Below are 25,720 nucleotides of genomic sequence, written 5' to 3' on the forward strand. Positions count from 1 at the left end.
TATCTGAGCGGTAATTGCGATCAGTTCAGCCGGTGGGGCTGGTGAGTTCGACGCTGATCACTGAATCCCGTGGGATGCGTTTGACCCGGCCGCGCATGTTGATCTGTACGTGATCTGCGGTGCGCTCCAGCAATGTCCCTGACTGACGTTGCTCGTGACCGTCGCCGTCTGTGTAGACAACGTCCACGGGGTAGCTCCGAAAGGTTTGAAAGTCTCTGTCTGACTGGAGACGGTCTCCGATGCCGGGACTGCTGATTTCCAGAACATACGCCTCCGTGAGCAGCGAGGATCCTTCGATGGCCTCGCCCATCGGGGCGCTGAAGCCAGCGCAGTCGTCCAGGGAAACATCCTCACCATTGCTGCAACGGATTTGGATCTGCAGCGTCATCGGTTGAAGGTGGGTCAGTACCTGGACGCTGACCATCTCAAAACCATGGCGTTCGGCGGTGGCCGATGCCAGGGTCGTTAGATCCGGCAGAAGAGGATGAGGCAAGGAGAGGTTGAGGGTGGTCTCGGGCTTTGGCCCGATGGTTGATGCAGTGATCACCCTCCCGAAGAGAGGAACTCAACGGGCCTAACAGCAATCTACGGGATGGCGGAACCCGAGCTGATCCGCCACCTGACGGTGATGTCAGAGGCCCTGGGAAACTCAGGCTCCAGCTGCGGTTTCCAGCTTTTCTAGCAGTACATCAACGGGTATTTGGCTTGAAAAGCGACAAGCACAGGTTTCGCTGGCATCCAAGCTGCCGTGCTCCCAGTATTTGTTGCTGCCAGTTCCCCCTCCGCAGAAGCCGTAATAGTCACACTCCTGTTTGCATCGCTCCATCCCCGAATTCATATCGTTGAGCAATGTCTGAAAGACGTCACTTTTCGTGGCTTCGATCAGTGAGAGATCGCGGATGTTGCCCAAATTGAATAAACCGTATCGCTCTGTTTCGACGGAGAGAAGTTCTGGATCAAAGGTGGAGAAGTTGCCTTTGGCATCCACGCTCAGAATGGAATATGGCCGATTCATCTCGTTCTGACGCAGACGCTGCCCCCCAGCGATCATCCCCATCACCTGCTCAAATTCACGCACCTTGACGGGGAATCCATCCCTTTGATTGCAAGACCAGAATTTGGCGAGGAAGGCCCGATAACGCTGCTCTTTCTCCTCGCCTTGCATGGACGAACTGAGGTTGACGCCTTCCTGCTCCTCCACATTGAAACCGACATGCAGGATGTCCTCGTCCCGGAAGAAGGCATACATCCGCTCCGGTTGATCCAAAGCGTCTGCCGTTAAAACGGAGATGGCATGAATCGGAATGTTCCGTTCGCGCAACTTGCGAATGCCACGCATGGTCATGCCATGGGAACCTTTGCCGTTGCGGAAGCGACGATGGCTGTTGTGAATGTCCTCCGGACCGTCCACACTGACGCCAACAACAATGTCGTTACGTTCGAAGCAGTCACACCATTCGTCATTGATCAATGTGGCATTGGTTTGAACATGTTGTTCAACGACCACGCCTTGATTTTGGAGCTCCGACGTTTGTTGGTGGATCAGTGATGTCGCGCGGTCGTAAAAGTGCGTGGGCAGGGTTAACGGTTCGCCGGCATGCCAGAGGATTGATAGGTGTGGGCCCCAGAACGGACTCTCATAAATCCGTTTGAGCAGCAGAGGGAGCTGCTGCTCAAGGTCGAAGATGTTCCTCCGCTGGCGATCCGGCAGGTAGCAGTAACTGCAGTCGAGATTGCAGAGCGACGTCGACTGGATCACCAGCAGCCCGATCGGGCCGTAATCGGAATGGTTCACCAATTGGCAAATCCGCCGCGGTATCCGTTGGCAAAGCCGCCGCCGCCGTTGCGGAAGCCGCCGCCATTGAGGAAGCCGCCGCCGTTGCCGAAACGACGTCCACCGTTACCCCAGGCGCGACCATTGCCATTGCCCCAGGCTCGGGCGATGACTTCATCGCCGGCAATGCCGTGTTGCTCCAGAACGGCCCAGGCCTCGGGGCTCATGCGCTCGATGCGCTGCTCGAGCGTGTTGCCAAGATCAGGCGCGCTGTGCACAGCGGCCTGCGCTGATTCGCAGAGGGCAGCACTCGTGGCCAGAACGGCGGCGAGGCTGAGAAGACTGGTCTTGTTCATGGTTAAAGATGCGGAAAATCTGAAGCAGTCGAAATCAGGATTGCTTGGAGAATTCAGCGGATGTGGAGAGCACGATCGAGAAGAAGCTGCCGATTTGGTCGTCGCTCAGACCAACGCTGCTGCCTTTACCGATCCATTGGTTGATGGCTGAGCGCACTTCGGTGTTGTCGTTGATGTAAGAGGAGAGCAGGCGACCGATGGCCAGGTTGCTGATGTTGAGCAGCTTCGGCGTGGTGTCGGCCACCACACAGGCGATGCTCGAACGTGCGTAAGGCAAGGTCGGCACCAGGGCTGCATCCGGTGCGGTTGCTGCCTGATTGGCTCTCAGCCAGAGGGTGTTTCCGCCCAGAAATTCGATGCTGCCGTCTTTCATGGCGGCCAAGGCATCGCCTGGGCTGTCGAAGAACTTGAAGGTGGCGTTGTCCACCGATGACGCCAGCACCGATGAGGCGAGGGTGTCTTTCACCACGCCCACAGTTTCGCCGTTGAGGCTCTCAGGTGTGCCGTCATTACCGGCTGGGGCAAGCACCCTGACGCCACCCATCGCGAACGGGAGTGTGTAGGTGAGAGTGCGCTGGCGCTGCCAGCTGAAGTCAACACCGCAGGCGATGTCTGCGTCGCCAGAACGAATTTTATCGAGCCCTTCGGTAGGGGAACTCACGGCCACAGGCTCGATGGAGACGTCCTTGTCCTTTCTCAGAGGCGAGACGTTGATCTGGTCGCGAATCGCATCCAGCACCACGAAGGACAATCCGTCATACCCGTCGCCATTTTTTTCGACCATCGGCAACGCGTCGCCGATCACCACAGCACGCAGCTTGCCTGTGTCGTAAACGCTGGCGGACGTGGCTGTATGGGTTGAGCTCGACGCTGCGTTCTGGGAAGTAACCAGAGCAATCGAAGACAAAGCGATCAGGCCCGTTGCGGCCGTCTTGATCAGGCGCATGGTGAAAACCCGTCAGATCCGTTTCGCTACCTCTAGACACGCCGCTGGAAAGCGTCCACGCGTGTGTGGACAAAACCTGCCCAAAACGGATCAGGATCAGGGCATGCTGTCGCCGATTTGAATGGCGTCGATTTCCTCAAAACCATCTCCTGGACGACAGTCTCCGCGGAGCTCGGGGTCCTGATTGATGCATCGGCTGCGCTGCGCATCGCTCTTGAGGTACTGACACACCCTGGCCCAAAGTTTGCTGCGGCTGCCAGGGGTGCCGCGGCTGAAGATCACCCGATCGGCTGGCCCACCTTGACCATGGATCTCCACCTCACAAAGAGGGCAACGCTCACGTTGATCAGTGGCAAGGCTCATCGAATCGGGGCGGAATTGTGCGGACACTAGTGCTGGATCTCGACCCATGAAGCTTGCTGACGGCTGGGGTGCAACCTGATGGTGCTGCCAAGGATGGGGTTTTCCGTCGCAGCGAGGAGAAACCGCATCTGTGGATGCTGCTCGCTGGATCCTCGTTCTGTACCGCTTATCACGGAAGGACAGCCCTAGCGTGCACCGAGAGCTTGCGCCTCCAGCTGTGCCTCAAGGTTCGTCGTTTCCTTCGCTGATTGTCCGCTGGTTCGCCGTGTTGTCAGCGATCGTTCTGACCGTGGGGCCCCCTGTGGAGGCGGCCTCTACACCAGTCCCAGGCCCCCACAGCTTTGTGGCTGATGCTGTGCGCAATGTGGCTCCCGCGGTCGTTCGCATTGACACCGAACGTGTTGTGGAGCGACAACCCTTTGATCCCAACTTGATTGATCCTCTGTTGCGTGACCTGCTTGGCGAGCCGGGCTACGGCCCCGAGCGTCAACGGGGGCAAGGTTCAGGCGTGATCATCGACCGAGAAGGCCTGGTACTCACGAATGCCCATGTTGTGGAGCAGGTGGAGGATGTCGGCGTCACTCTTGCCGACGGAGAGCAGCGCGATGGGGTGGTTGTCGGCCGTGACCCGATCACGGATCTGGCACTGGTGCGTCTGAAGGGCGAGGCTCCTCCGAAGCCGGCCCGTCTGGGTGATTCCGATGCCTTGGATGTCGGTGATTGGGCCATTGCTCTGGGCACTCCCTACGGATTGGAGCGAACCGTCACCCTTGGGATCGTCAGCAGCCTGCATCGCAACATCAGCAGTCTTGGCTTCAACGACAAGCGACTGGATCTGATTCAGACGGATGCGGCCATTAATCCTGGTAATTCAGGTGGCCCCTTGGTCAATGCCGAGGGGCGTGTGATCGGGATCAACACCCTGGTGCGCTCGGGTCCTGGCGCCGGTCTTGGTTTTGCGATCCCCATCAACCTCGCGAGGCGCGTGGCTGATCAGCTGCAGGAGGCTGGTGAAGTGGTCCACCCCTATTTGGGCTTGCAGCTGGTGCCACTCACCGCACGAATCGCCAGAGAACACAACAGTGATCCCAACGCGTTGGTGGAATTGCCGGAACGTTCTGGTGCACTGGTCCAGTCGGTTCTGCCGGATAGTCCTGCCCAGCGAGCCGGGCTGCGTCGGGGTGACCTGGTGGTGAAGGCCGGCGAAGTGCCGGTTGCCGACCCCCAGACACTCCTCCAGCAAGTGGATCAAGCCGAGCTTCACCGGCCCTTGCCGCTTCAGATCATTCGCGGTCAGAAAGATCTCCAACTCTCAGTCGAGCCAGAGCCCTTGCCAGGGTTCAGTTAAGACCCTTGCTACGGTCGCGCCGGATTAATCCTGCGTGATGTCAGATCTTCAGAACCAGATGAAGCGGGCCGTCGCCGAGGCGGCGGTCGAACAATTCCGTGATGGCATGGTTGTCGGTCTGGGGTCCGGTTCGACGGCGGCTCTGATGATTCAGGGCCTAGGTCAGCGACTGGCGTCAGGGCAGCTCAAAGACATCGTTGGGGTGACGACATCCTTCCAGGGTGAGGTGCTGGCTGCGGAGTTGGGGATCCCCCTCCTCAGCCTCAATGCCGTAGACCGAATCGATCTGGCCATTGACGGTGCGGATGAAGTTGATCCCTCTTTTCAGCTGATCAAGGGGGGCGGTGCCTGTCACGTTCAGGAAAAGCTGGTGGCGGCTCGCGCGGATCGTTTCATCGTCGTGGTGGATTCCACCAAGTTGGTGGACCGCCTCAACCTTGGGTTTCTGCTGCCGGTTGAGGTGTTGCCTGGAGCCTGGCGTCAGGTGCAGCAGCAATTGACCGGCATGGATGGTGCAGCCGAGCTGCGCATGGCGCAACGCAAGGCTGGACCTGTGGTGACTGACCAGGGCAATCTCGTTTTGGATGTGCGTTTCAACGGTGGAATTGCTGATCCTGTGGCCCTCGAACGCGAGATCAACAACATTCCCGGAGTGCTTGAGAACGGCCTGTTCGTCAACATCGCCGATGACGTGCTGGTCGGTGAGGTCAGCGATGGTGTCGCCGGTGTGCGCAGCCTCGAGAAGGCTGGTTGATCTCAGTTCAGGCGTACGCGGACAGAATTGGCATGGCTGTGCAGCCCTTCACTGCCAGCCAGCTCAATCACAGCCCCCCCGGTCGCTTCCAGGGCCTCCCTGCTGAACTCGATCATCGAGGTGTGGCGCATGAAGGTCTCCACGCTTAAGGCGCCGCTGTAGCGGGCTGATCCACAGGTGGGGAGTGTGTGGTTCGGGCCTGCCAAGTAATCACCAACCGCCTCAGGACTCCAGGGGCCAATGAAGATGGCGCCGGCCTGCTGGATCCGGTCGGCGAGCATCCGGGGCCGTTCGACCAACAGTTCCAGATGTTCGGGAGCAAAGCGATCGCTCAGGCAGGCGCATTCCTCAAGGCTGTCGCAGACCACCACCAGGCCCCATGCTTCCAGCGACTGACGGCAGATCTGTTCGCGTGGATGCCCTGCGAGCTGTCGTTCCAGTTCCGCTGGCAGGGCATCAGCAAGGCCCTGCGATGTGGTGAGCAAGATTGCAGCAGCCAGGGGGTCATGCTCTGCCTGAGCTAAGAGGTCTGAGGCCACTTGGGTCACGGAGGCCGAGGCATCGGCGATCACCAGCACCTCACTGGGGCCTGCGAGCGAGTCGATACCGACCTGGCCGTAGACCAACTTTTTTGCAAGGGTGACGTAAAGATTTCCAGGGCCACTGATCACGTCGACCCGGGGAATGGACTGTGTGCCGAAGGCAAGGGCGGCAATCGCCTGAGCCCCACCCACTCTGTACACCTCCTGAACGCCGGCGAGATGGGCAGCTGCCAGAACCGTTCTGTTGACGGTTCCATCAGGGCCTGCGGGGGTGACCATCACCACCCGCTCGACCCCGGCTGCCTTGGCAGGCACCGCGTTCATCAGCACAGTGCTGGGATAAGACGCCCGCCCGCCAGGGATGTATAGGCCTGCTGCCTGCACCGGCCGCCAGCGGCGACCGAGCTGTTCTCCGTGGACCCCCTTGACGTCGAGATTCTGAGGCTTCTGGCGCTGATGAAAATCCTGGATGCGGCGGTGCGCCAGCTCCAGGGCATCTCTCAGATTGGCGGGAGTCTGATCCCAGGCCTGATGCAACTCTGTCGGAGAGACCTGAAGAGGCTCAGGCCGGAACCCATCGAACTGCTCGGTGAGCGCCATCACTGCCTCATCCCCGTCGTTGCGCACTTGGTCGAGGATCGATTCCACAGTGGTGGTCGCGTCCTGCTGGGTTGACCCGGTGGTGCGTCTGGAAATCAGGTCGAGCTGGTGTTCAGCATCAGCTGTGTTGTGGAGACACCTGGGCAGTCCGGATTGGATTGAATCAGTGCTCAGGGTGCTCATCAACGCCCAGCGTCATGTTTGGGCACGCTAAGGCCCACCGGGTGATGTGATGGTGAAGAGAAGGGGGGTGCGTTATGGTTGCAGATTGTCGATCTGAAATCCGGCTCTGTGGCCAATAACAAGTCATCAAAGAAGCGCGTCGAGATCGCTGAGCGCAACCGCCTCCAGAACAAGGCTTACAAGTCCGCCATGCGCACTCTCATGAAGCGCTGCTTCAGTGCTTGTGATGCCTACACCGCTACTCCTGGCGATGAAGCCAAGGCCACTGTTCAATCCAGCCTGAATGCGGCCTTCAGCAAAATCGACAAGGCGGTCAAGCGCGGCGTTCTGCATCGCAACAGCGGTGCCCATCAGAAAGCACGTCTCAGTGTGGCGGTGAAGAAGGCCATCGATCCAGCTCCGACGACCGCCGGCTGATTCCAGTCGCTTTAAAAGCAAGTCGAAGGCCCATCCCTGCAAAATGGATCCTGAAGGCGCGTTTCAGGATCCAATGGCCATCCCGGCATTGATTGACAGTCACTGTCACATCGTCTTCCGCAACTTTGAAGAAGACCTCGACGAGGTCGCAACCCGCTGGCGAGAGGCTGGTGTTAAGTCGTTGTTGCATGCCTGTGTCGAGCCCAGCGAGATCCCTGCGATCCGCGCCCTTGCCGATCAGTTTCCGGAAATGCGTTACTCGGTGGGGGTGCATCCTCTTGATACCGAGCATTGGCGCGAGGACACGCCCGAGGTTCTGCGGCAGGCGGCTCAAGCTGATGCCCGTGTGGTGGCCATCGGCGAGCTCGGGCTGGATCTCTTCCGCGACAAGAATCTGGATGAGCAACTCGCGGTTCTTCGTCCCCAGTTGGATTTAGCGGTCGAGCTCGATCTCCCCGTGATCGTCCACTGCCGCGATGCGGCCGATCCGATGTTGAAGGAATTGCGTCGGCGTCAAGAGAAGGGGGAGTGCCCGCGAGGCGTGATGCACTGCTGGGGTGGCACCCCCGATGAAATGGACCAATTCCTCGAACTGGGTTTCTTCATCAGTTTCAGTGGCACCGTGACCTTCCCCAAGGCCACGCCTACGCATGACTGCGCCCGGCAGGTTCCGCAGGATCGTTTCTTGGTCGAGACGGATTGTCCGTTTCTGGCCCCCGTGCCACGGCGCGGAAAACGCAATGAGCCTGCGTTTGTGGCTTCCGTCGCAGCGCGTGTGGCCGAATTAAGGGAGCAGTCTTTGGAGCAGGTGGCTGAAGACACCACGGCCAACGCCCGTCGACTCTTTGGTCTTCCTTGAGTTGGTCAAGGGATCATGCGCGAAAGTGTAAGATGATTTATTGGCCTGGCCAAGCACGGTTTTCTGTGCTTGGGCTCCCGAAGCGTCCATTACCGTCCGGTGCATTGACGACGTCAGCTGTTCTGACCCGAGTCTTCTGAAGCCAGTGATCACGGTGGTTGTCCCTCCCCGTGGGGATGACCACCGTTGTGTTGGCTGCCAGTTTCGAGTTTGAGCCGCTGCCTACTTCAGGCCCCTCTGTCCCCTCTGATACCTGCAGGTCTCCGCATGAGCAGCAGCGCGATTCAGGTCGCCAAGACCGCTACCTATCTGCCCGATCTGGTGGAGGTTCAGCGTGCCAGTTTCAAGTGGTTCTTGGAGAAAGGTCTGATCGAGGAGCTTGAGAGCTTCTCCCCGATCACCGATTACACCGGCAAGCTCGAATTGCATTTCGTCGGTAGCGAGTACCGATTGAAGCGTCCGCGCCACGACGTCGAAGAAGCCAAGCGTCGTGATGCCACTTTTGCATCACAGATGTATGTGACCTGTCGTCTGGTAAACAAGGAAACCGGCGAAATCAAGGAGCAGGAAGTCTTCATTGGTGAGCTCCCGTTGATGACCGAACGGGGAACGTTCATCATCAATGGGGCTGAGCGTGTGATCGTCAACCAGATTGTTCGTAGCCCTGGTGTCTATTTCAAAGATGAAATGGACAAGAATGGTCGTCGCACCTACAACGCCAGCGTTATTCCAAACCGTGGAGCCTGGCTAAAATTTGAAACTGACAAGAACGATCTGCTGCATGTTCGTGTCGACAAAACCCGCAAAATCAATGCCCACGTGCTCATGCGCGCGATGGGTTTGTCTGATAACGATGTGATCGATAAACTCCGCCACCCGGAGTATTACAAAAAGTCGATAGATGCCGCTAACGATGAAGGCATCAGTTCTGAGGATCAAGCGCTTCTTGAGCTGTACAAGAAGCTGCGCCCCGGCGAACCTCCCTCGGTCAGCGGCGGTCAGCAGCTGCTGCAGACCCGCTTTTTCGATCCCAAGCGCTACGACCTCGGTCGTGTAGGCCGCTACAAGATCAACAAAAAGCTGCGCCTCACCATTCCTGATTCGGTGCGCACCCTCACCCATGAGGACGTGCTCTCCACTTTGGACTACCTAATCAACTTGGAGCTGGATGTCGGCGGCGCCAGCCTGGATGACATCGACCACCTCGGCAACCGTCGTGTCCGCTCGGTCGGTGAGCTGTTGCAGAACCAGGTCCGTGTTGGCCTCAACCGGCTCGAGCGGATCATCAAAGAGCGGATGACTGTGGGTGAGACCGACTCCCTCACCCCTGCTCAGCTGGTGAATCCCAAACCTCTGGTGGCGGCCATCAAGGAGTTCTTTGGCTCCAGCCAGCTGAGTCAGTTCATGGACCAGACCAACCCTCTGGCAGAGCTCACCCACAAGCGCCGCATCTCAGCTCTCGGCCCCGGTGGTCTGACTCGTGAGCGTGCCGGTTTCGCCGTTCGTGATATCCACCCATCCCACTACGGCCGTCTCTGCCCCATTGAGACGCCTGAAGGTCCCAATGCTGGCCTGATCAACTCCCTGGCCACCCACGCCCGGGTCAATGAATATGGATTCATCGAGACCCCGTTCTGGAAAGTTGAGAACGGACGGGTTTTAAAGGAGGGTGATCCGATCTACCTCTCGGCTGATTTGGAGGATGAATGCCGTGTCGCCCCAGGCGATGTGGCCACCGACAGTGATGGTTCGATCCTCGCTGATCTGATTCCCGTCCGCTACCGCCAGGACTTCGAGAAAGTCCCTCCTGAGCAGGTGGATTACGTGCAGCTCTCACCGGTTCAGGTGATCTCCGTTGCAACTTCTCTGATTCCGTTCCTGGAGCACGACGACGCCAACCGTGCGTTGATGGGCTCCAACATGCAGCGTCAGGCAGTGCCTCTGCTGCGCCCTGAGCGTCCCTTGGTGGGCACTGGGCTTGAAACCCAGGTGGCACGCGACTCCGGCATGGTGCCGATTTCACGGGTCAACGGCACCGTCACCTTCGTGGACGCCACGGCGATCGTGGTGCAGGACGACGATGGCAATGATCACAATCATTTCCTTCAGAAGTACCAGCGCTCCAACCAAGACACCTGCCTGAATCAGCGTCCGATCGTTCGTCAAGGCGACCGCGTCATTGTTGGTCAGGTACTAGCCGATGGCTCGGCCTGTGAAGGCGGTGAGATCGCCCTGGGCCAGAACGTTCTGATCGCTTATATGCCCTGGGAGGGATACAACTACGAGGACGCGATTCTCGTCAGCGAGCGTCTGGTGAACGATGACCTCTACACCTCGGTGCACATCGAGAAGTACGAGATCGAAGCCCGTCAGACCAAACTCGGCCCTGAAGAGATCACCCGCGAGATTCCCAACGTTGCGGAGGAGAGTCTCGGCAACCTGGATGAAATGGGCATCATCCGGATCGGCGCTTTCGTCGAAAGCGGCGACATCCTGGTGGGCAAAGTGACGCCCAAGGGTGAGTCAGACCAGCCGCCGGAAGAAAAGCTCCTGCGCGCCATCTTCGGTGAGAAGGCACGCGATGTGCGCGACAACTCCCTACGTGTTCCCAGCACCGAGCGCGGTCGCGTCGTCGACGTGCGGATCTACACCCGAGAGCAGGGTGATGAGCTACCCCCTGGCGCCAACATGGTGGTGCGTGTCTACGTGGCCCAGCGTCGCAAGATCCAGGTCGGCGACAAGATGGCTGGCCGTCACGGCAACAAAGGCATCATCAGCCGCATCCTTCCTCGGGAGGACATGCCCTATCTGCCCGATGGCACCCCCGTCGACATCGTGCTGAATCCCCTGGGTGTTCCCAGCCGGATGAACGTCGGTCAGGTGTTCGAGCTGCTAATGGGCTGGGCTGCCGCCAACCTCGATTGCCGCGTCAAGGTGGTTCCCTTCGATGAGATGTACGGCGCCGAGAAGTCGCAGCAGACCGTTGAGGCCTACCTCAAGGAAGCGGCCAAGCAGCCCGGTAAAGACTGGATCTACAACCCTGACGATCCCGGCAAGCTGCAGCTGATTGATGGCCGCACCGGCGAACCCTTCGACCAACCGGTGGCGGTGGGATATTCCCACTTCCTCAAACTGGTGCACCTGGTCGACGACAAGATCCACGCCCGCTCCACTGGCCCCTACTCCCTGGTGACTCAGCAGCCTCTCGGCGGTAAAGCCCAGCAAGGTGGACAGCGTCTTGGAGAGATGGAGGTGTGGGCACTGGAGGCCTATGGCGCTGCCTACACCCTTCAGGAGCTGCTGACGGTCAAGTCCGACGATATGCAGGGCCGTAACGAAGCCCTCAACGCGATCGTCAAGGGCAAACCGATCCCCCGCCCCGGTACGCCGGAATCCTTCAAGGTGCTGATGCGCGAGCTTCAGTCCCTGGGTCTCGACATCGCTGTGTTCACCGATGAAGGCAAGGAAGTTGACTTGATGCAAGACGTGAACCCACGTCGCAGCACGCCCAGTCGACCTACCTACGAATCCCTCGGCGTCGCGGATTACGACGAGGACTGACGGACCAACGAACGAACCGACAAACCGCTCCTTCTTCCTTAACCGTCAATGACCAACAGCAACCTCCGCACCGAGAACCACTTCGATTACGTCAAGATCACCCTCGCATCACCCGATCGGGTGATGGAGTGGGGACAGCGCACCCTGCCCAACGGCCAGGTTGTCGGTGAGGTCACCAAGCCGGAGACCATCAATTACCGCACCCTCAAGCCCGAGATGGACGGGCTGTTCTGCGAAAAGATCTTCGGCCCTTCCAAGGACTGGGAATGCCATTGTGGAAAGTACAAGCGCGTGCGTCACCGGGGCATCGTCTGTGAGCGCTGCGGCGTGGAGGTCACCGAAAGCCGGGTGCGTCGTCATCGCATGGGCTTCATCAAACTGGCGGCACCCGTTTCCCACGTCTGGTACCTAAAGGGGATCCCCAGCTATGTCGCCATTCTGCTGGACATGCCCCTGCGGGATGTGGAGCAGATCGTTTACTTCAACTGCTATGTGGTCCTGGATCCCGGCGATCACAAGGATCTGAAGTACAAACAGCTGCTCACGGAAGACGAGTGGCTGGAAATTGAAGACGAGATCTACGCCGAAGATTCCGAGATTGAGAACGAGCCCGTGGTGGGCATCGGTGCCGAGGCCCTCAAGCAATTGCTGGAAGATCTCACCCTTGAAGAGGTGGCGGAACAGCTGCGCGAAGAGATCGCCGGTAGCAAGGGTCAGAAGCGGGCCAAGTTGATCAAGCGTTTGCGCGTGATCGACAACTTCATCGCCACCAACGCCCGTCCGGAATGGATGGTGCTGGATGTCATTCCGGTGATTCCCCCCGACCTGCGCCCGATGGTGCAGCTCGATGGTGGACGTTTTGCCACCTCCGACCTGAATGACCTTTACCGACGGGTGATCAATCGCAACAACCGTCTCGCAAGGCTTCAGGAAATCCTCGCTCCCGAGATCATTGTCCGCAACGAAAAGCGGATGCTGCAGGAAGCCGTCGATGCCCTGATCGACAACGGCCGTCGTGGCCGCACCGTGGTAGGCGCCAACAACCGTCCGCTCAAGTCATTGAGCGACATCATCGAAGGCAAACAGGGTCGTTTCCGTCAAAACCTGCTCGGGAAGCGTGTCGACTACTCCGGGCGTTCCGTGATCGTGGTTGGTCCCAAGCTCAAGATGCACCAGTGTGGTCTTCCCAAGGAGATGGCGATCGAGCTGTTCCAGCCGTTCGTGATTCATCGCCTGATCCGGCAGAACATCGTCAACAACATCAAGGCGGCCAAGAAGCTGATTCAGCGGGCCGATGATGAGGTGATGCAGGTGCTGCAAGAGGTGATCGAAGGACACCCGATCATGCTCAACCGTGCTCCGACGCTGCACCGTCTTGGTATCCAAGCGTTTGAGCCCAAGCTGGTGGATGGTCGCGCCATCCAGCTGCACCCCCTGGTCTGTCCGGCCTTCAACGCCGACTTCGACGGTGACCAGATGGCTGTCCACGTGCCTCTAGCGATCGAGGCGCAAACCGAGGCCCGCATGCTCATGCTGGCCAGCAACAACATCCTGTCTCCAGCCACCGGCGAACCGATCATCACGCCCTCTCAGGACATGGTTCTCGGTGCCTACTACCTCACAGCACTTCAACCGGAGATGGCACCGATCGACTTCGGTGATCGCAGCCGCACCTTCTCGGGTCTAGAAGATGTGATTCACGCTTTTGAAGACAAGCGTCTTGGCCTCCACGACTGGGTGTGGGTGCGCTTCAACGGCGAAGTTGATGACGATGACGAGCGGGATGAACCCGTGAGCAGCGAAACCCTGTCCGATGGCACACGTCTGGAGCAGTGGACTTTCCGCCGTGATCGTTTCGATGAAGACGGAGCCCTGATCAGCCGCTACATCCTCACGACCGTGGGACGTGTGGTGATGAATCACACGATCATCGACGCAGTGGCAGCCACCTGAACGTCACCCCTCAATCCGCTTCTCACCTTCCTTTCACCGCGCTGTCATGACCTCCACTCCCTCCAAATCCCGTAAGTCCTCCAAGACGTCCAAAGCGGCTAAGGCCGCTAAGGCGGCAAAAGAAGCCCGCGCTCTAGCCAAGACACCACCACCCTTTCGCAACAAGGTGGTCGACAAAAAAGGTCTGAAGCAGCTGGTGGCCTGGGCCTACAAGCACCACGGTACGGCGGCCACCTCCGCGATGGCCGATCAGCTCAAAGATCTTGGCTTTAAGTACGCCACTCAAGCGGCTGTTTCGATCTCCGTCGACGACCTCAAGGTGCCTGAAGCCAAGCAGGATCTGCTGGGTCAAGCCGAGGAGTTGATCACAGCCACGGAGGAGTCGTATCGCCTTGGTGTGATCACGGAAGTGGAGCGTCACACCAAGGTGATCGACACCTGGACCGAGACCAATGAGCGTCTGGTGGATGCGGTCAAGAAGAACTTCAACCAGAACGACCCGCTCAACTCGGTCTGGATGATGGCCAACTCCGGTGCCCGAGGGAACATGTCCCAGGTGCGTCAGCTGGTGGGCATGCGCGGTCTGATGGCCAACCCGCAGGGTGAAATCATCGACCTTCCGATCCGCACCAATTTCCGTGAGGGTCTGACGGTCACTGAATACGTGATCTCCTCCTACGGCGCCAGAAAAGGTCTGGTTGACACGGCACTGCGCACCGCAGACTCCGGCTACCTGACACGACGCCTGGTGGACGTTGCTCAGGATGTCATCGTGCGCGAAGACGATTGCGGCACGACACGCTGCATCGTGGTCAAGGCGGAGGACGGCAAGTTCGGTAGCCGACTGGTCGGACGGCTGACCGCTGATCAGGTGGTGTCTGCCGACGGCGAAGTGCTTGCTGAGCGCAACACCGAGATCGATCCGCCCTTGTCCAAACGGTTTGAGGGGGCTGGTGTCGCTGCAGTGAGCGTGCGTTCACCGCTCACTTGTGAAGCCAATCGCTCGGTATGCCGGAAGTGCTACGGCTGGGCACTGGCTCACAACGAACTCGTCGATCTGGGTGAAGCCGTCGGCATCATTGCTGCTCAGTCCATTGGTGAGCCCGGAACCCAGCTCACGATGCGGACGTTCCACACCGGTGGTGTGTCCACGGCTGAAACCGGCGTGGTGCGTTCCAAGTTGGCCGGCACCGTGGAATTTGGTGCGAAAGCACGCGTTCGCCCGTATCGCACCCCGCACGGCGTGGATGCACAACAGGCTGAGGTGGACTTCAACCTGACCATTCAGCCCTCGGGCAAAGGCAAGGCCCAGAAGATTGAGATCACCAACGGTTCTCTGCTGTTCGTTGACAACGGCCAGGCCATTGACGCGGATGTCACCGTGGCCCAGATCGCCGCAGGTGCGGTGAAGAAGAGCGTTGAGAAGGCCACGAAAGACGTGATCTGCGACCTGGCTGGGCAGGTCAGCTACGACCCCACCATCCAGCCTCGGGAAGTCACAGACCGCCAGGGCAACATCACGCACAAAGCCCAACGATTGGGTCGGATGTGGGTGCTGGCCGGTGATGTCTACAACCTGCCTCCGAATGCTCAACCTGTGGTCACAGCTGGCGCGCAGGTGGTCGAAGCGCAGGTGCTGGCAGAAGCCAGCCAGGCGACTGAGTACGGCGGTGCCGTCCGCCTGCGTGAAGCTCTGGGTGATTCTCGCGAGGTTCAGATCGTCACCACGGCGATGACCTTGCGTGACTTCAAGCTCCAGGGTGAATCCACCCATGCTGGGGAGATCTGGAATCTTGAGGCCAAAGACGGCACCCGTTACCGCCTAAACACCATCCCCGGCAGCAAGATCGGCAGCGGCGAAGTTGTTGCTGAACTCAATGACGATCGCTTCCGCACGCAGACCGGTGGTCTGGTGAAGTTTGCTCCTGGTTTGGCGATCAAAAAAGCGCGTTCAGCCAAGAACGGTTACGAGGTGAATAAAGGTGGAACCCTGCTGTGGATTCCTCAGGAAACTCACGAGATCAACAAGGACATCTCCCTGTTGATGATCACCGATGGTCAGTGGATCGAGGCTGGCACCGAGGTAGTGAAGGACATCTTCAGCCAGACCGCGGGCATCGTGACAGTGACTCAGAAGAACGACATTCTTCGCGAAATCATTGTTCGTAGCGGCAGTTTCCATCTGTGCACCGAAAAGAAAGCGCTGGAGCGCTTCACCGGTGATGGCGTCATGGTCAACCCCGGTGAGCCCATCGCCAAGGGCATCAGCACCGATGCCACGGTCTACGTGCAGACCGTTGAAACCCCCGAGGGTACGGGTCTGTTGTTGCGTCCCGTTGAGGAATACACCATTCCCAATGAGGCTCAGCTGCCTGATCTTGGCCATGTCAAACAGCCCAATGGCCCGCACCTGGGTCTGAAGGCAACACAGCGTCTTGCGTTCAAAGACAACGAGCTGGTCAAGTCTGTTGAGGGTGTTGAGCTGCTGCGGACGCAGCTCATGCTCGAGACTTTTGACACCACACCGCAGATGACGGTTGACGTCGAGCGTGTGCCCGACAAGCGAGCCAAGACGATCGAACGTCTACAGCTGGTGATCCTGGAGAGCATTCTGGTTCGTCGCGACACCATCTCTGACTCGAGTCACGGTTCCACCCACACCGAACTCCAGGTGGAGGACGGCCAGTCCATCAAGGCTGGTGATGTGGTCGCCACCACACAGATCCTTTGCAAGCAGGAAGGTGTGGCTCAGTTGCCCGAACCCTCGGAGAACGAGCCAGTGCGGCGTCTGATCGTTGAGCGGTCTGAAGACACCGTGACCATCAACACAGCGTCTGCACCTGTGGTGACCGTTGGTCAGCGGATTGTTGACGGTGAACTGCTCGCTGAGGGTCAGGCTGCGGACTGCTGTGGTGAGGTCGAGAAAGTCGATGCCAAGGCCGTCACCCTGCGACTGGGTCGCCCCTACATGATCTCGCCGGATTCCGTGCTTCACGTGCGAGACGGCGACCTCGTGCAGCGTGGGGATGGTCTGGCGCTGTTGGTGTTCGAGCGGCAGAAGACTGGTGACATCGTTCAGGGTCTGCCCCGCATTGAAGAGCTGTTGGAAGCCCGTCGTCCGAGGGAGTCGGCCATCCTTTGCAAGAAGCCCGGCACCGTTGAGATCAAGCAGGGAGAGGACGACGAAACCACCGTTGTCACGGTCATTGAGGCCGATGATGCTGTCGCTGAGTATCCGATTCTTCTTGGCCGCAACGTGATGGTCAGCGATAGCCAGCAGGTGCTCGCCGGTGAGCTGTTGACCGATGGACCGATCAATCCCCACGAACTGCTCGAGTGTTTCTTCGAAGACCTGCGCAGTCGCAAGCCTCTAATGGAGGCCGCTCAAGAAGCGATCGCCAACCTTCAGCACCGTCTGGTGACCGAGGTTCAGAACGTCTACAAGTCCCAGGGCGTGTCGATCGATGACAAGCACATCGAAGTGATTGTCCGTCAGATGACCAGCAAGGTTCGGGTCGAGGATGCTGGTGACACCACGCTTCTTCCTGGCGAGCTGATCGAGCTGCGCCAGGTGGAGGACACCAACCAGGCCATGTCGATCACCGGTGGTGCGCCTGCGGAGTTCACGCCTGTCCTCCTCGGGATCACCAAGGCCTCTCTCAACACCGACAGCTTCATCTCTGCAGCCTCCTTCCAGGAGACCACCAGAGTGCTCACGGAAGCTGCCATCGAGGGCAAGAGCGACTGGTTGCGTGGTCTCAAGGAGAACGTGATCATCGGTCGCTTGATTCCGGCCGGTACCGGTTTCAGCGGATTCGAGGAAGAGCTCCGGGCTGAGGCTGGTCCTCATCCGGACATCCTTGCCGAGGATCCTGCTGGCTATCGCCGCATGCAGAACCTGCGCCCGGATTACACCGTTGACATGCCGGCCGCTCCTGCCGCCGATGCCTCTGCGGTTCTCGACGATCCCAGCGATGCGGATCTCGAGGCCACTCGCAGCCGTCATGGCATTGAAGCGGGCGCCAACTTTGCAGCGTTTGCCCGTCCTGAAGGCGACAACGAGCTGAAGGAAGAGCAGGTGGTGGATGCAGAAGCCGTCGAGGGTCTGCAGGAGGAGGGGCTTCTCAGTGATGAGTGAGTTCTGCGCTCGCTCTCGCGGCCGCTCCCCGGCGGCCACCAAACTGATCCACGATGCCCGTTCAGTCCATGATTGATCCCACCACGATCCCGGTTCGTCGACTGCCTCGGTATGGGTTTCACACCCACACTGAGCGCCTCAACGGGCGTGCTGCCATGCTCGGCTTCATTGCCCTTCTCGTGGTTGAGATCAAGCTTGGCCATGGCCTCCTGATCTGGTGAGCAAGACCCTGCTCGGCCGCAGCGCGGCCGAGCTTGAAGACTGGGTCGTGTCCCAGGGGCAGAAGCCCTTCCGGGGCCGGCAGCTCCACGATTGGTTGTACGCCAAGGGTGCCCGCTGTCTGGATGACATCACGGTGCTGCCCAAAGCGTGGCGATCCAGTCTTCAGGACGAAGGGGTGACTATCGGTCGCCTCAAGGAAGTGCACCGATCGGTTGCCGCAGATGCGACCACCAAGCTTCTGCTGGCCACCGAAGACGGTGAAACGATCGAAACCGTTGGCATCCCAACCGATCAGCGACTGACAGTTTGTGTGTCCAGCCAGGTGGGATGTCCGATGGCCTGCCGCTTCTGCGCAACTGGCAAGGACGGTCTGCAGCGCTCACTGCGCACGCATGAAATCGTTGATCAGGTGCTGAGCGTGCGCGAAGCCATGGATCGTCGCCCCTCCCACATCGTGTTCATGGGGATGGGTGAACCACTGTTGAACAGTCAAGCGGTGCTCGAGGCGATTCGTTGCCTCAACGATGATCTCGGCATCGGCCAGCGCCGGATCACCGTGAGCACGGTTGGCGTGCCAAAGACGCTTCCGCAGCTGGCGGAACTGGCCCTCGAGACACTTGGTCGCGCGCAATTCACACTGGCCGTCAGCCTGCATGCACCGAATCAGCAGCTGCGCGAGGAATTGATCCCCACCGCGCATGCCTACCCCTATGACGATCTCCTCGAGGATTGCCGTCACTACCTGGCGGTGACCGGTCGGCGGGTGAGTTTTGAATACATCTTGCTCGGCAATCTCAATGATCGTCCGCAGCATGCTGAGGAGCTGGCGGATCGTGTGGGTGGCTTTCAGAGCCATGTGAATCTGATTGCTTACAACCCAATCGAAGAAGAGGAGTTTCAGCGGCCCTCCCGTGAACGCATCGACGGCTTCAGGCGGGTGCTTGAGCGTCGTGGCATCGCTGTCAGCCTGCGGGCTAGCCGTGGTCTGGACCAGGATGCAGCCTGCGGTCAGCTGCGGCGCTCGCGCCTGAAGTAGGGGAGACTGCGGCCACCTGCCCGGTCTTATGGCCCCGATCGACTGGATCATCCTGATTGGCTACCTGGCAGCGACGTTGGCCCTTGGCCTCTGGTTGGCCAAACGCAACCGTGGTGAGGATGACTATTTCGTTGCAGGTCGCAGCCTCAGCGGTTGGCTCGCGGGCGCTTCGATGGCCGCCACGACCTTCTCCATCGATACGCCGCTTTACGTGGCGGGCATTGTTGGCACCCGAGGCCTCGCGGCCAACTGGGAGTGGTGGGGGTTCGGCTTAGCCCATGTGGCAATGGCCGTGGTGTTCGCACCGCTCTGGCGCCGGAGTGGGGTGCTCACGGATGCGGCCTTTACTGAATTGCGTTATGGAGGGCCGGCAGCGGCTTGGCTTAGGGGCATCAAGGCCTTTCTGTTGGCATTGCCGGTCAACTGCATCGGCATCGGTTATGCCTTCCTCGCCATGCGCAAAGTGGTGGAGGCTCTGGGCATCGTCTCCAACCGACCGGTGGTCGCCGCCGGGGGAATCCCCGACACGCTGCTGCTGCTCAGCATCGTCGCTGCATTGGTCCTGGCGTACACCGTGGCCGGGGGACTGTGGGCCGTGGTGATCACTGATTTCATTCAGTTGCTTCTGGCTCTGCTGGGGGCCTCTGCTGTGGCTTGGGCAGCGGTGCATGCGGCCGGTGGAATGGGCTCACTCCTGGATCAGCTCAGCGCCATCGAGCGCCCTGAGTTGCTGTCCCTCGTTCCCTGGCGCTGGGGTCCTAACGGTTTCGACTGGATCGGTGGGGCTGGCATCAGCATCTCGACCTTCCTGGCCTACCTCACCGTGCAGTGGTGGAGCTTCCGTCGCAGTGACGGTGGTGGTGAATTCATTCAGCGAATGCTGGCCACGAAAGACGAGCAGCAGGCTCGTCTTGCCGGCTGGGTGTTTCTGGTGGTCAATTATCTGGTTCGCAGCTGGTTGTGGGTGCTCGTGGCCTTGGCGGCTCTGGTGTTGCTGCCCGATCAGAGCGATTGGGAGATGAGCTATCCCGCCCTCGCCGTGCAGTTGTTGCCTCCTGTGGTGCTTGGTCTGGTGGTGGTGTCGCTCGTGGCTGCCTTTATGAGCACCGTGAGCACCTCCGTGAATTGGGGTGCCAGCTATCTGACCCACGATCTCTATCAACGTTTCCTGCGTCCGAACGCTTCGCCCCGCGAGTTGCTTCTGGTGGGTCAGGTGATGAGCGTGGTGCTGTTGGTACTGGGGGTGGCAACCGCTCTGATCAGCGACAGCATTGGAACGGTCTTCCGTCTGGTGATCGCCATCGGCACCGGCCCGGGGGTGGTGCTTGTGCTGCGCTGGTTTTGGTGGCGGATCAATGCAACAGCGGAGCTGGCCGCGATGCTCTGTGGCTTTGTCGTAGGCCTCACCACGTCGGTGGTGCCCCTGCTTCAGATCAGTGATTACGGTCAGCGGCTGATGGTCACCACCGCGCTCACCGCGGTGGTTTGGATCACGGTGATGCTGGTGACACCACCAGAGTCTTCGGATGTGTTGGAGCGTTTTGTGAAGACGGTGCAACCACCCGGCCCCGGTTGGAACCAGTGGCGTCGGCGCTTCGAAGTGCAGGCTAGCGAAAGCCTCCCAGACCTGCTGGCCCGATTTGTGTTCAGTTCGGGTGTGCTCTTTGGTGCCCTGTTGGGCTCCGGCGCTTTCCTTCTGCACCAGACGCCATTGGGCTGGCTCGGCTTGGTGGTGGCAGTGGTGTCGTTGACACTGCTTCGACTTCCACGCCGTTCGGTCGCAGCGCTCTGATCGAGCGCCAGTCACAATGCAATGAAATCAGGCAATGCCTTGGCTTTTTTTCGCAGCACCCTGCTCCCAATCCTGATCGTGGCTCTGTTCGCTTTGGCTCTCGTGGCCGTCAGCGCCAGGATTTGGCTTCCCGGTGACATGCTTGCGCCTGCACCTATCGGCTGAGATTACGATCGGCTCATGCGCGATTCATCCGGCAACCACAATGAGGAGCCGAGGCCGGAGTTGGCCATCGATCCTGATGTGCTGGCTCGCGAGCTCGAAGCGGAGCTTGTGGGAGACCCACTGGATGAGATCGCTCCGGATGATCCAGAAGGGGATGCGCTTGAAGCTGTGCGTTCCTGTGACGCCGGCTTGGAATGGCTCAAGCAAGGCCATGACCAAAAGCTTCAGGGCCTCAGAGTGTTCTGTGAACACCGTGATCCACGAGCCGTTCCATTGCTCTTGCCGCTGCTGGGCGAGACGTGTCCAGTGGTGAGGATGAGTGCCGTTTATGCGCTGGGACGGAACCCTTCAACCCAGGCTGTACAGGCGTTGCTCACTCTTCTGCAGGTCGATAGCAATGCCTATGTGCGCAAAGCCACGGCCTGGAGTTTGGGAAATTATTCAGATGCTCCGGTTCTCAACCCATTGATCCGCGCCTTGCAGGTCGACGTTGCAGCCGTACGACTTTGGGCATCGGTTTCTCTAGCTGAGGCTGGCAGTACCTCCCCTGCCAAGGCGGATCTCGCTGCGGGGCAACTGCTGCTCAGCCTGAAGATCGACAGCGAGCCTGTGGTTCGCAGCAACTGCATCTGGGCACTCGGTCGCCTCCACGACATGTTGGTCAAGCCTCGCCAAGAGGAAGTGGTCGAATGCTTCGTGGCGGCACTGCTGAAGGATCCGGAAACTGCTGTTCGCGATGAAGCGCGCACTGCTCTTGAGCAGTTGGATAACCCAGACTTGGTCGACCGGTTGCAAACCCTCCTGGACGAAGGTCTGCTGCTTTGACCCCTCAGGGGCTGAAGCTCTGACTCAAATCTGGTCGGATCCTGTGACAGGTGAACCTCAGATTTCGATCAGTTGCCCTTAACATGCGGCCAATTCTGTGTTGGTGCATGCCTCAACGCACAGTTCGATTCCGCATCCGCCCGGATGGGCGTGTTGAAGAGCAGGTGGAGGGTGTCAGTGGCGACGCCTGTCTGCAGCTCACGGATCGTTTAGAGGCGGCCCTTGGCACCGTTGAGCAGCGTCAGCCTACGGCTGAAGCCTTTTGTTCTCCTCAGGTCCTGACCCAATCGCAACCCCAGTCCGTCGAGCCTTCCTGATGTCTCACTTCAGTACTGTCAAAACCGAACTACGTCAGCTCCCCTCACTCCGAGCAGCGCTGGAAGATCTGGGATACACCCCTGGCGAGAGTCAGCAGGCAGTCCGGGGTTATCAAGGGCAAACTGTTGACGCTGAACTGGCTGTTGCGGTCGAGGGCAGTGCGGATTTCGGTTTCCGTTGGAATGAGACCAGCGGTGCCTATGAATTCGTCACCGATTTGGACCTGTGGCGTCAGCCCATTCCTGTCGAGCGATTCCTCTCCAAGCTCACCCAGCGTTACGCCCTGCGTTCGGTTCTTGAAGCCAGCCGCCAGGAAGGCTTCGATGTGGCCCAACAAACGGATTGCCAGGACGGTTCCATTGAGCTTGTAGTGACCCGCTGGGACGCCTAAGCCCATTCACGTTGCGTCTCTGATGACCAGTGGTTGATCCCTCGGCGGCCGCCTATGTCGCTGCCTCCTATGAACAGGACAAGCGCACTGGGAAGGAGCCTGTGCTCGGGGGTGAATTGCGCGAAAAGGCGGTGTGGGTGGATGAAGCGGTGTGTATTGGCTGTCGCTATTGCGCCCATGTCGCTACCAACACTTTCTGCATCGAACCCAATCTCGGGCGCTCACGTGCGATCCGTCAGGATGGCGATAGCACTGAACGCATTCAAGAAGCGATCGAGACGTGTCCCGTCGATTGCATTCATTGGGTCGCCTTTGATGATCTGCCAGCCTTGAAGCGGCAACTGGATGCTCAGGAATTGCTGCCGCTGGGCCTCCCTTCCCCGGCTCGACTGCGTCGGCAGCTGCCACGCAACACCAGTCACGACTGATGGCCAGCTCTGCCCTGCCGACACGACGCTTTGGGCGCACAGGGATTGCCATGCCGGTGCTCTCTCTGGGTGGCATGCGCTTTCAGCAGAGCTGGACCGACCTCGCGGCTGAGGCCATCACCGGAGAATCACAACGTCTCTTGGGAGACACTCTCAGTCGAGCCGTCGAGGCTGGCCTCCACCACGTGGAAACCGCACGGCATTACGGCAGCTCGGAGCGGCAACTGGGTTGGGCACTTCCTGAAAGCCCTGATGCATCTAGGATTCTTCAGACCAAAGTGCCGCCTCAGGCAGATCCCGAGGCCTTTGAGGCTGAGCTGGAGATATCGCTCGAACGCCTGCAAGTGCAACGGGTGGATCTGCTAGCGATTCATGGCATCAATCGTCATGACCATCTCGAGCAGACCATTCGATCCGGCGGATGTCTCGATGTGGTCCGTCGCTGGCAAGAGCAGGGGCGCATTGGCCATGTGGGGTTCTCCACCCATGGCGAACCCGAGCTGATCGTCGATGCGATCGAGACGGACTGTTTCGATTACGTGAACCTTCACTGGTATTTCATTCGTCAAGACAATGAACCTGCGATCGCAGCAGCCCATCGCCATGACATGGGAGTCTTCATCATCAGTCCGACGGACAAGGGGGGACATCTGCACACGCCTGGACCAAGGCTCCGCGCCTTAACGTCGCCACTGCATCCGATCGTGTTCAACGATCTCTTCTGTCTGCGAGATCCGAGGGTGCACACGATCAGCGTCGGCGCTTCCTCCCCCGACGACTTGAGACTCCACCTCGATGCGGTGGCTCTGCTCAACCAGGCGGATGCACTGATCACGCCGATTGAGCATCGCCTGCATCAGGCGGCGCGGGAGGTGCTGGGAGATGCCTGGATGGACAGTTGGCAGCAGGGTCTGCCGCCTTGGCAAGACACACCGGGAGAGTTGAATCTTCCCCTGCTTCTATGGTTGCACAACCTTGTCGAGGCTTGGGATCTCGAAGGTTTCGTCAAAGCCCGTTACGGTCTGCTGGGGCGTGGCGGCCATTGGTTTCCTGGTTCCAATGCTGATCCTCTGGATGCCACTGTGACGGAGACGGATCTGATGGCTGTTTTGCAGGACAGCCCCTGGCGAGAGCAAATTCCTGGAATCCTCCGACGTCTCAGAGATCGAGCAGGCGGAGAACGTCAAGAGCGCCTGTCGTCGGCCTGACATCCCAGAGGAAGCTTGGTCGGCACACCGATGGCGCGGGGATAAGTTTTGGGGGTTGCGCGATCAGCGCTGATGCGAATCAGTGTTCGTGGGCCCCGATCGGCAGGAAGCTCGGTGCGGCTGATGCCATGGGTCCGTGCGTTGAGAAGCTCAAGGGCCGGTTGCAGTTCGGCGTCGTCGCTGGCCTGCCAGCGGCCTCGATAGAGCAGCGCCTGTCCCTGCTGTTGCAGCAGGGGCACGAGGTATTCCGCCACGACTGGTGCTGCAGCCACAGCGCGCGCCATGGCCAGGTCGAATTGACCTCGGCACCCGGGATCGTGGCCCGTTCGTTCCACCCGTTCGGTGCGAACGACCACGCGCTCGCTCAGTCCAAGTGCAGACGCCATGGCAGCAACCGCTGCGGTTTTGCGCCCAACCGAGTCGACCAAAGTCAGGTGCGCACCCGGCAGCGCAATCGCCACGGCTAGCCCAGGAAATCCTCCACCTGTGCCCACATCAATGCAACGACGTGGTGTCTCCGGTTTCGCCAGCTCCGGCGAGAGAGGCCAAAGGCTATCCAGCACTTGCGCGATCCAGAAATCCTCGCCTTGCACCAGACGGGTGAGGTTGACGCGGCTGTTCCAGTCCTGCAGCAGCCTTTGTAAGTCGATCAGCTGTTGCAGTTGCTGGGGATCCGGAGTCCATCCGAGCAACCTCCAAAGTTCCGGCCCTGGCGTGGCGAACGGCGATGAATCCGGCATGGCGGCCTGCCCTTCAGACCTTTCTAGAATGCCGTTCTGGCCGGAGGTGTTCCTGCAAGCGATGGCTCCTTCGGCCCAGGACATGACCCATTACGAGCGTCTGGGCGTGTCCCGCAGCGCCGACGTCGACACCGTGCGGCAAGCGTTCCGCCGCCTGAGCAAGGCCGTGCATCCCGACACCACCCGCTTGCCGGCTGAGGATGCGGCCCACCAGTTCCAATTGCTGCGCGATGCCTATGAACAGCTCGCGGATCCGGGACTGCGGCGCCTCTATGACGCTGCGCTGCGCGAGCGCGACAATCCCCCAGCCTTGAAGACCCCCACGCTTCCAGTCCCCGACAACATCGGTCAGCGCCGGCCTCTTTCCGGGGGGGAATGGCTATCGCTGCTCTTGTTGCTGGGTGCTCTGGCCCTCTGTCTGCTGCTGGGTGTCGGTGTGGCCTGGAGTCGTGGGCTTGAGCTTCAGGTGCAGCCGAGCTGGTTGCTCGAGGAGCAGACTCAGAAAAGTGCTGAGCAATCCGGTGGTTCCGATGGCATCACTCCCTTCGCCAGAAACGCCGCTCAACCAGCACTCCCTCAGAGCCCTTGAACGTTGGTTGGAGACTCTGGGTGCTACCCGGAGTGAGCAGGATCCCTGCGACTGGATTTGGGAACAGCCTGACTGGCGGGCGCGGTTGCGTCTGGATCAGGAAGACCTTGGAGTGATCTGGGATTCGGCGCAGCCACCGCGAAGTTGCAGTTATTCCTACCGGCTGCCCCGATCCGACGTCGAGGCTGCCCTGCGATTCGGCCCTTGATCCG

At 59.7% G+C, this 25,720-nt stretch carries 25 protein-coding genes; 18 read left to right on the forward strand and 7 right to left on the reverse strand.

The window, feature by feature from the left end; all coding sequences use genetic code 11:
• Positions 1-25: 25 nt before the first annotated feature.
• The 5 genes from rimP to SynA1825c_RS03325 all read right to left on the reverse strand — a co-directional run bounded on the left by rimP (position 26) and on the right by SynA1825c_RS03325 (position 3,439).
• Positions 26-493 (reverse strand): ribosome maturation factor RimP, encoded by a 468-nt coding sequence (gene rimP, locus SynA1825c_RS03305; RefSeq protein WP_186470269.1) that lies wholly within the window; start codon positions 491-493, stop codon positions 26-28.
• Positions 494-649: 156 nt separating this feature from the next.
• On the reverse strand, positions 650-1,795 hold the full coding sequence (gene grrM / locus SynA1825c_RS03310; protein ID WP_186470270.1) for a cyclophane-forming radical SAM/SPASM peptide maturase GrrM/OscB: 1,146 nt from the start codon (positions 1,793-1,795) through the stop codon (positions 650-652).
• Positions 1,792-2,130 carry a GrrA/OscA1 family cyclophane-containing rSAM-modified RiPP gene (gene grrA / locus SynA1825c_RS03315; protein ID WP_186470271.1) on the reverse strand — a complete coding sequence of 113 codons (339 nt, stop codon included), beginning with the start codon at positions 2,128-2,130 and terminating at the stop codon, positions 1,792-1,794. The genes grrM and grrA overlap by 4 nt, the downstream gene beginning before the upstream one ends.
• A 34-nt stretch (positions 2,131-2,164) precedes the next feature.
• Positions 2,165-3,076, reverse strand: a complete 912-nt coding sequence (grrP, locus tag SynA1825c_RS03320; protein ID WP_186470272.1) for an extracellular substrate binding-like orphan protein GrrP — start codon at positions 3,074-3,076, stop codon at positions 2,165-2,167.
• Positions 3,077-3,172: 96 nt separating this feature from the next.
• Positions 3,173-3,439 (reverse strand): hypothetical protein, encoded by a 267-nt coding sequence (locus SynA1825c_RS03325; RefSeq protein ID WP_186470273.1) that lies wholly within the window; start codon positions 3,437-3,439, stop codon positions 3,173-3,175.
• A 283-nt stretch (positions 3,440-3,722) separates the two neighbouring features.
• Here SynA1825c_RS03325 and SynA1825c_RS03330 point away from each other — a divergent pair, with 283 nt between their 5' ends.
• Both SynA1825c_RS03330 and rpiA read left to right on the forward strand, forming a co-directional pair.
• Positions 3,723-4,787 carry a trypsin-like peptidase domain-containing protein gene (locus SynA1825c_RS03330; RefSeq protein ID WP_255477119.1) on the forward strand — a complete coding sequence of 355 codons (1,065 nt, stop codon included), beginning with the start codon at positions 3,723-3,725 and terminating at the stop codon, positions 4,785-4,787.
• A 37-nt stretch (positions 4,788-4,824) separates the two neighbouring features.
• Positions 4,825-5,541 (forward strand): ribose-5-phosphate isomerase RpiA, encoded by a 717-nt coding sequence (gene rpiA, locus SynA1825c_RS03335; protein ID WP_186470274.1) that lies wholly within the window; start codon positions 4,825-4,827, stop codon positions 5,539-5,541.
• 2 nt (positions 5,542-5,543) lie between these two features.
• Here the strand turns inward: rpiA and hisD are convergent, their stop codons facing one another.
• Positions 5,544-6,866, reverse strand: a complete 1,323-nt coding sequence (gene hisD, locus SynA1825c_RS03340) for a histidinol dehydrogenase (RefSeq protein ID WP_186470275.1) — start codon at positions 6,864-6,866, stop codon at positions 5,544-5,546.
• A gap of 108 nt (positions 6,867-6,974) precedes the next feature.
• On the opposite strand from hisD, the gene rpsT reads away from it, so the two are divergent.
• The 14 genes from rpsT to SynA1825c_RS03405 all read left to right on the forward strand — a co-directional run bounded on the left by rpsT (position 6,975) and on the right by SynA1825c_RS03405 (position 24,179).
• Entirely contained in the window at positions 6,975-7,283 is a 309-nt protein-coding gene (rpsT, locus tag SynA1825c_RS03345) for a 30S ribosomal protein S20 (protein WP_186470989.1), read from the forward strand.
• A gap of 73 nt (positions 7,284-7,356) precedes the next feature.
• A complete protein-coding gene (locus tag SynA1825c_RS03350; protein WP_186470990.1) occupies positions 7,357-8,142 on the forward strand; it encodes a TatD family hydrolase in 786 nt (261 codons plus the stop codon).
• A gap of 267 nt (positions 8,143-8,409) precedes the next feature.
• The gene (rpoB, locus tag SynA1825c_RS03355; protein ID WP_186470276.1) at positions 8,410-11,703 is read left to right on the forward strand and encodes a DNA-directed RNA polymerase subunit beta; all 3,294 of its coding nucleotides are present in this window, start codon (positions 8,410-8,412) and stop codon (positions 11,701-11,703) included.
• Positions 11,704-11,751: 48 nt separating this feature from the next.
• Complete coding sequence (locus SynA1825c_RS03360) at positions 11,752-13,656, forward strand: DNA-directed RNA polymerase subunit gamma (protein WP_186470277.1); 1,905 nt, start codon at positions 11,752-11,754, stop codon at positions 13,654-13,656.
• Between the two features lie 46 nt (positions 13,657-13,702).
• Entirely contained in the window at positions 13,703-17,794 is a 4,092-nt protein-coding gene (locus SynA1825c_RS03365) for a DNA-directed RNA polymerase subunit beta' (RefSeq protein ID WP_186470278.1), read from the forward strand.
• A gap of 68 nt (positions 17,795-17,862) precedes the next feature.
• Positions 17,863-18,015, forward strand: coding sequence for a chlorophyll a/b-binding protein (locus tag SynA1825c_RS03370; protein WP_186470991.1), 153 nt, complete (start codon positions 17,863-17,865; stop codon positions 18,013-18,015).
• The gene (rlmN, locus tag SynA1825c_RS03375; protein ID WP_186470279.1) at positions 18,012-19,052 is read left to right on the forward strand and encodes a 23S rRNA (adenine(2503)-C(2))-methyltransferase RlmN; all 1,041 of its coding nucleotides are present in this window, start codon (positions 18,012-18,014) and stop codon (positions 19,050-19,052) included. The genes SynA1825c_RS03370 and rlmN overlap by 4 nt, the downstream gene beginning before the upstream one ends.
• 28 nt (positions 19,053-19,080) lie before the next feature.
• A complete protein-coding gene (locus SynA1825c_RS03380) occupies positions 19,081-20,844 on the forward strand; it encodes a sodium:solute symporter family protein (RefSeq protein ID WP_186470280.1) in 1,764 nt (587 codons plus the stop codon).
• Between the two features lie 39 nt (positions 20,845-20,883).
• Complete coding sequence (locus tag SynA1825c_RS13600; RefSeq protein WP_255442756.1) at positions 20,884-21,009, forward strand: hypothetical protein; 126 nt, start codon at positions 20,884-20,886, stop codon at positions 21,007-21,009.
• 15 nt (positions 21,010-21,024) lie between these two features.
• A complete protein-coding gene (locus tag SynA1825c_RS03385) occupies positions 21,025-21,834 on the forward strand; it encodes a HEAT repeat domain-containing protein (protein ID WP_186470281.1) in 810 nt (269 codons plus the stop codon).
• Between the two features lie 107 nt (positions 21,835-21,941).
• A complete protein-coding gene (locus tag SynA1825c_RS03390; protein WP_186470282.1) occupies positions 21,942-22,151 on the forward strand; it encodes a DUF2997 domain-containing protein in 210 nt (69 codons plus the stop codon).
• Positions 22,151-22,543 (forward strand): DUF1257 domain-containing protein, encoded by a 393-nt coding sequence (locus SynA1825c_RS03395; RefSeq protein ID WP_186470283.1) that lies wholly within the window; start codon positions 22,151-22,153, stop codon positions 22,541-22,543. Before SynA1825c_RS03390 ends, SynA1825c_RS03395 begins: the two co-directional genes overlap by 1 nt.
• A gap of 29 nt (positions 22,544-22,572) precedes the next feature.
• Complete coding sequence (locus SynA1825c_RS03400; RefSeq protein ID WP_186470284.1) at positions 22,573-22,971, forward strand: ferredoxin; 399 nt, start codon at positions 22,573-22,575, stop codon at positions 22,969-22,971.
• The gene (locus SynA1825c_RS03405; protein WP_255478440.1) at positions 22,971-24,179 is read left to right on the forward strand and encodes an aldo/keto reductase; all 1,209 of its coding nucleotides are present in this window, start codon (positions 22,971-22,973) and stop codon (positions 24,177-24,179) included. The genes SynA1825c_RS03400 and SynA1825c_RS03405 overlap by 1 nt, the downstream gene beginning before the upstream one ends.
• Here SynA1825c_RS03405 and rsmG read toward each other — a convergent pair.
• Positions 24,155-24,919: a 16S rRNA (guanine(527)-N(7))-methyltransferase RsmG gene (rsmG, locus tag SynA1825c_RS03410; protein WP_186470285.1), complete on the reverse strand. Its 765-nt coding sequence runs from the start codon at positions 24,917-24,919 to the stop codon at positions 24,155-24,157. The genes SynA1825c_RS03405 and rsmG overlap by 25 nt on opposite strands.
• Positions 24,920-24,947: 28 nt before the next feature.
• Between rsmG and SynA1825c_RS03415 the strand changes: the two genes are divergently transcribed.
• Positions 24,948-25,508, forward strand: a complete 561-nt coding sequence (locus SynA1825c_RS03415) for a J domain-containing protein (RefSeq protein ID WP_255477045.1) — start codon at positions 24,948-24,950, stop codon at positions 25,506-25,508.
• Between the two features lie 7 nt (positions 25,509-25,515).
• Complete coding sequence (locus tag SynA1825c_RS03420) at positions 25,516-25,716, forward strand: DUF3143 domain-containing protein (RefSeq protein WP_370593774.1); 201 nt, start codon at positions 25,516-25,518, stop codon at positions 25,714-25,716.
• Positions 25,717-25,720: the final 4 nt, after the last annotated feature.

This window comes from Synechococcus sp. A18-25c, from assembly GCF_014280035.1.
In the GTDB taxonomy this organism is placed as follows: domain Bacteria; phylum Cyanobacteriota; class Cyanobacteriia; order PCC-6307; family Cyanobiaceae; genus Synechococcus_C.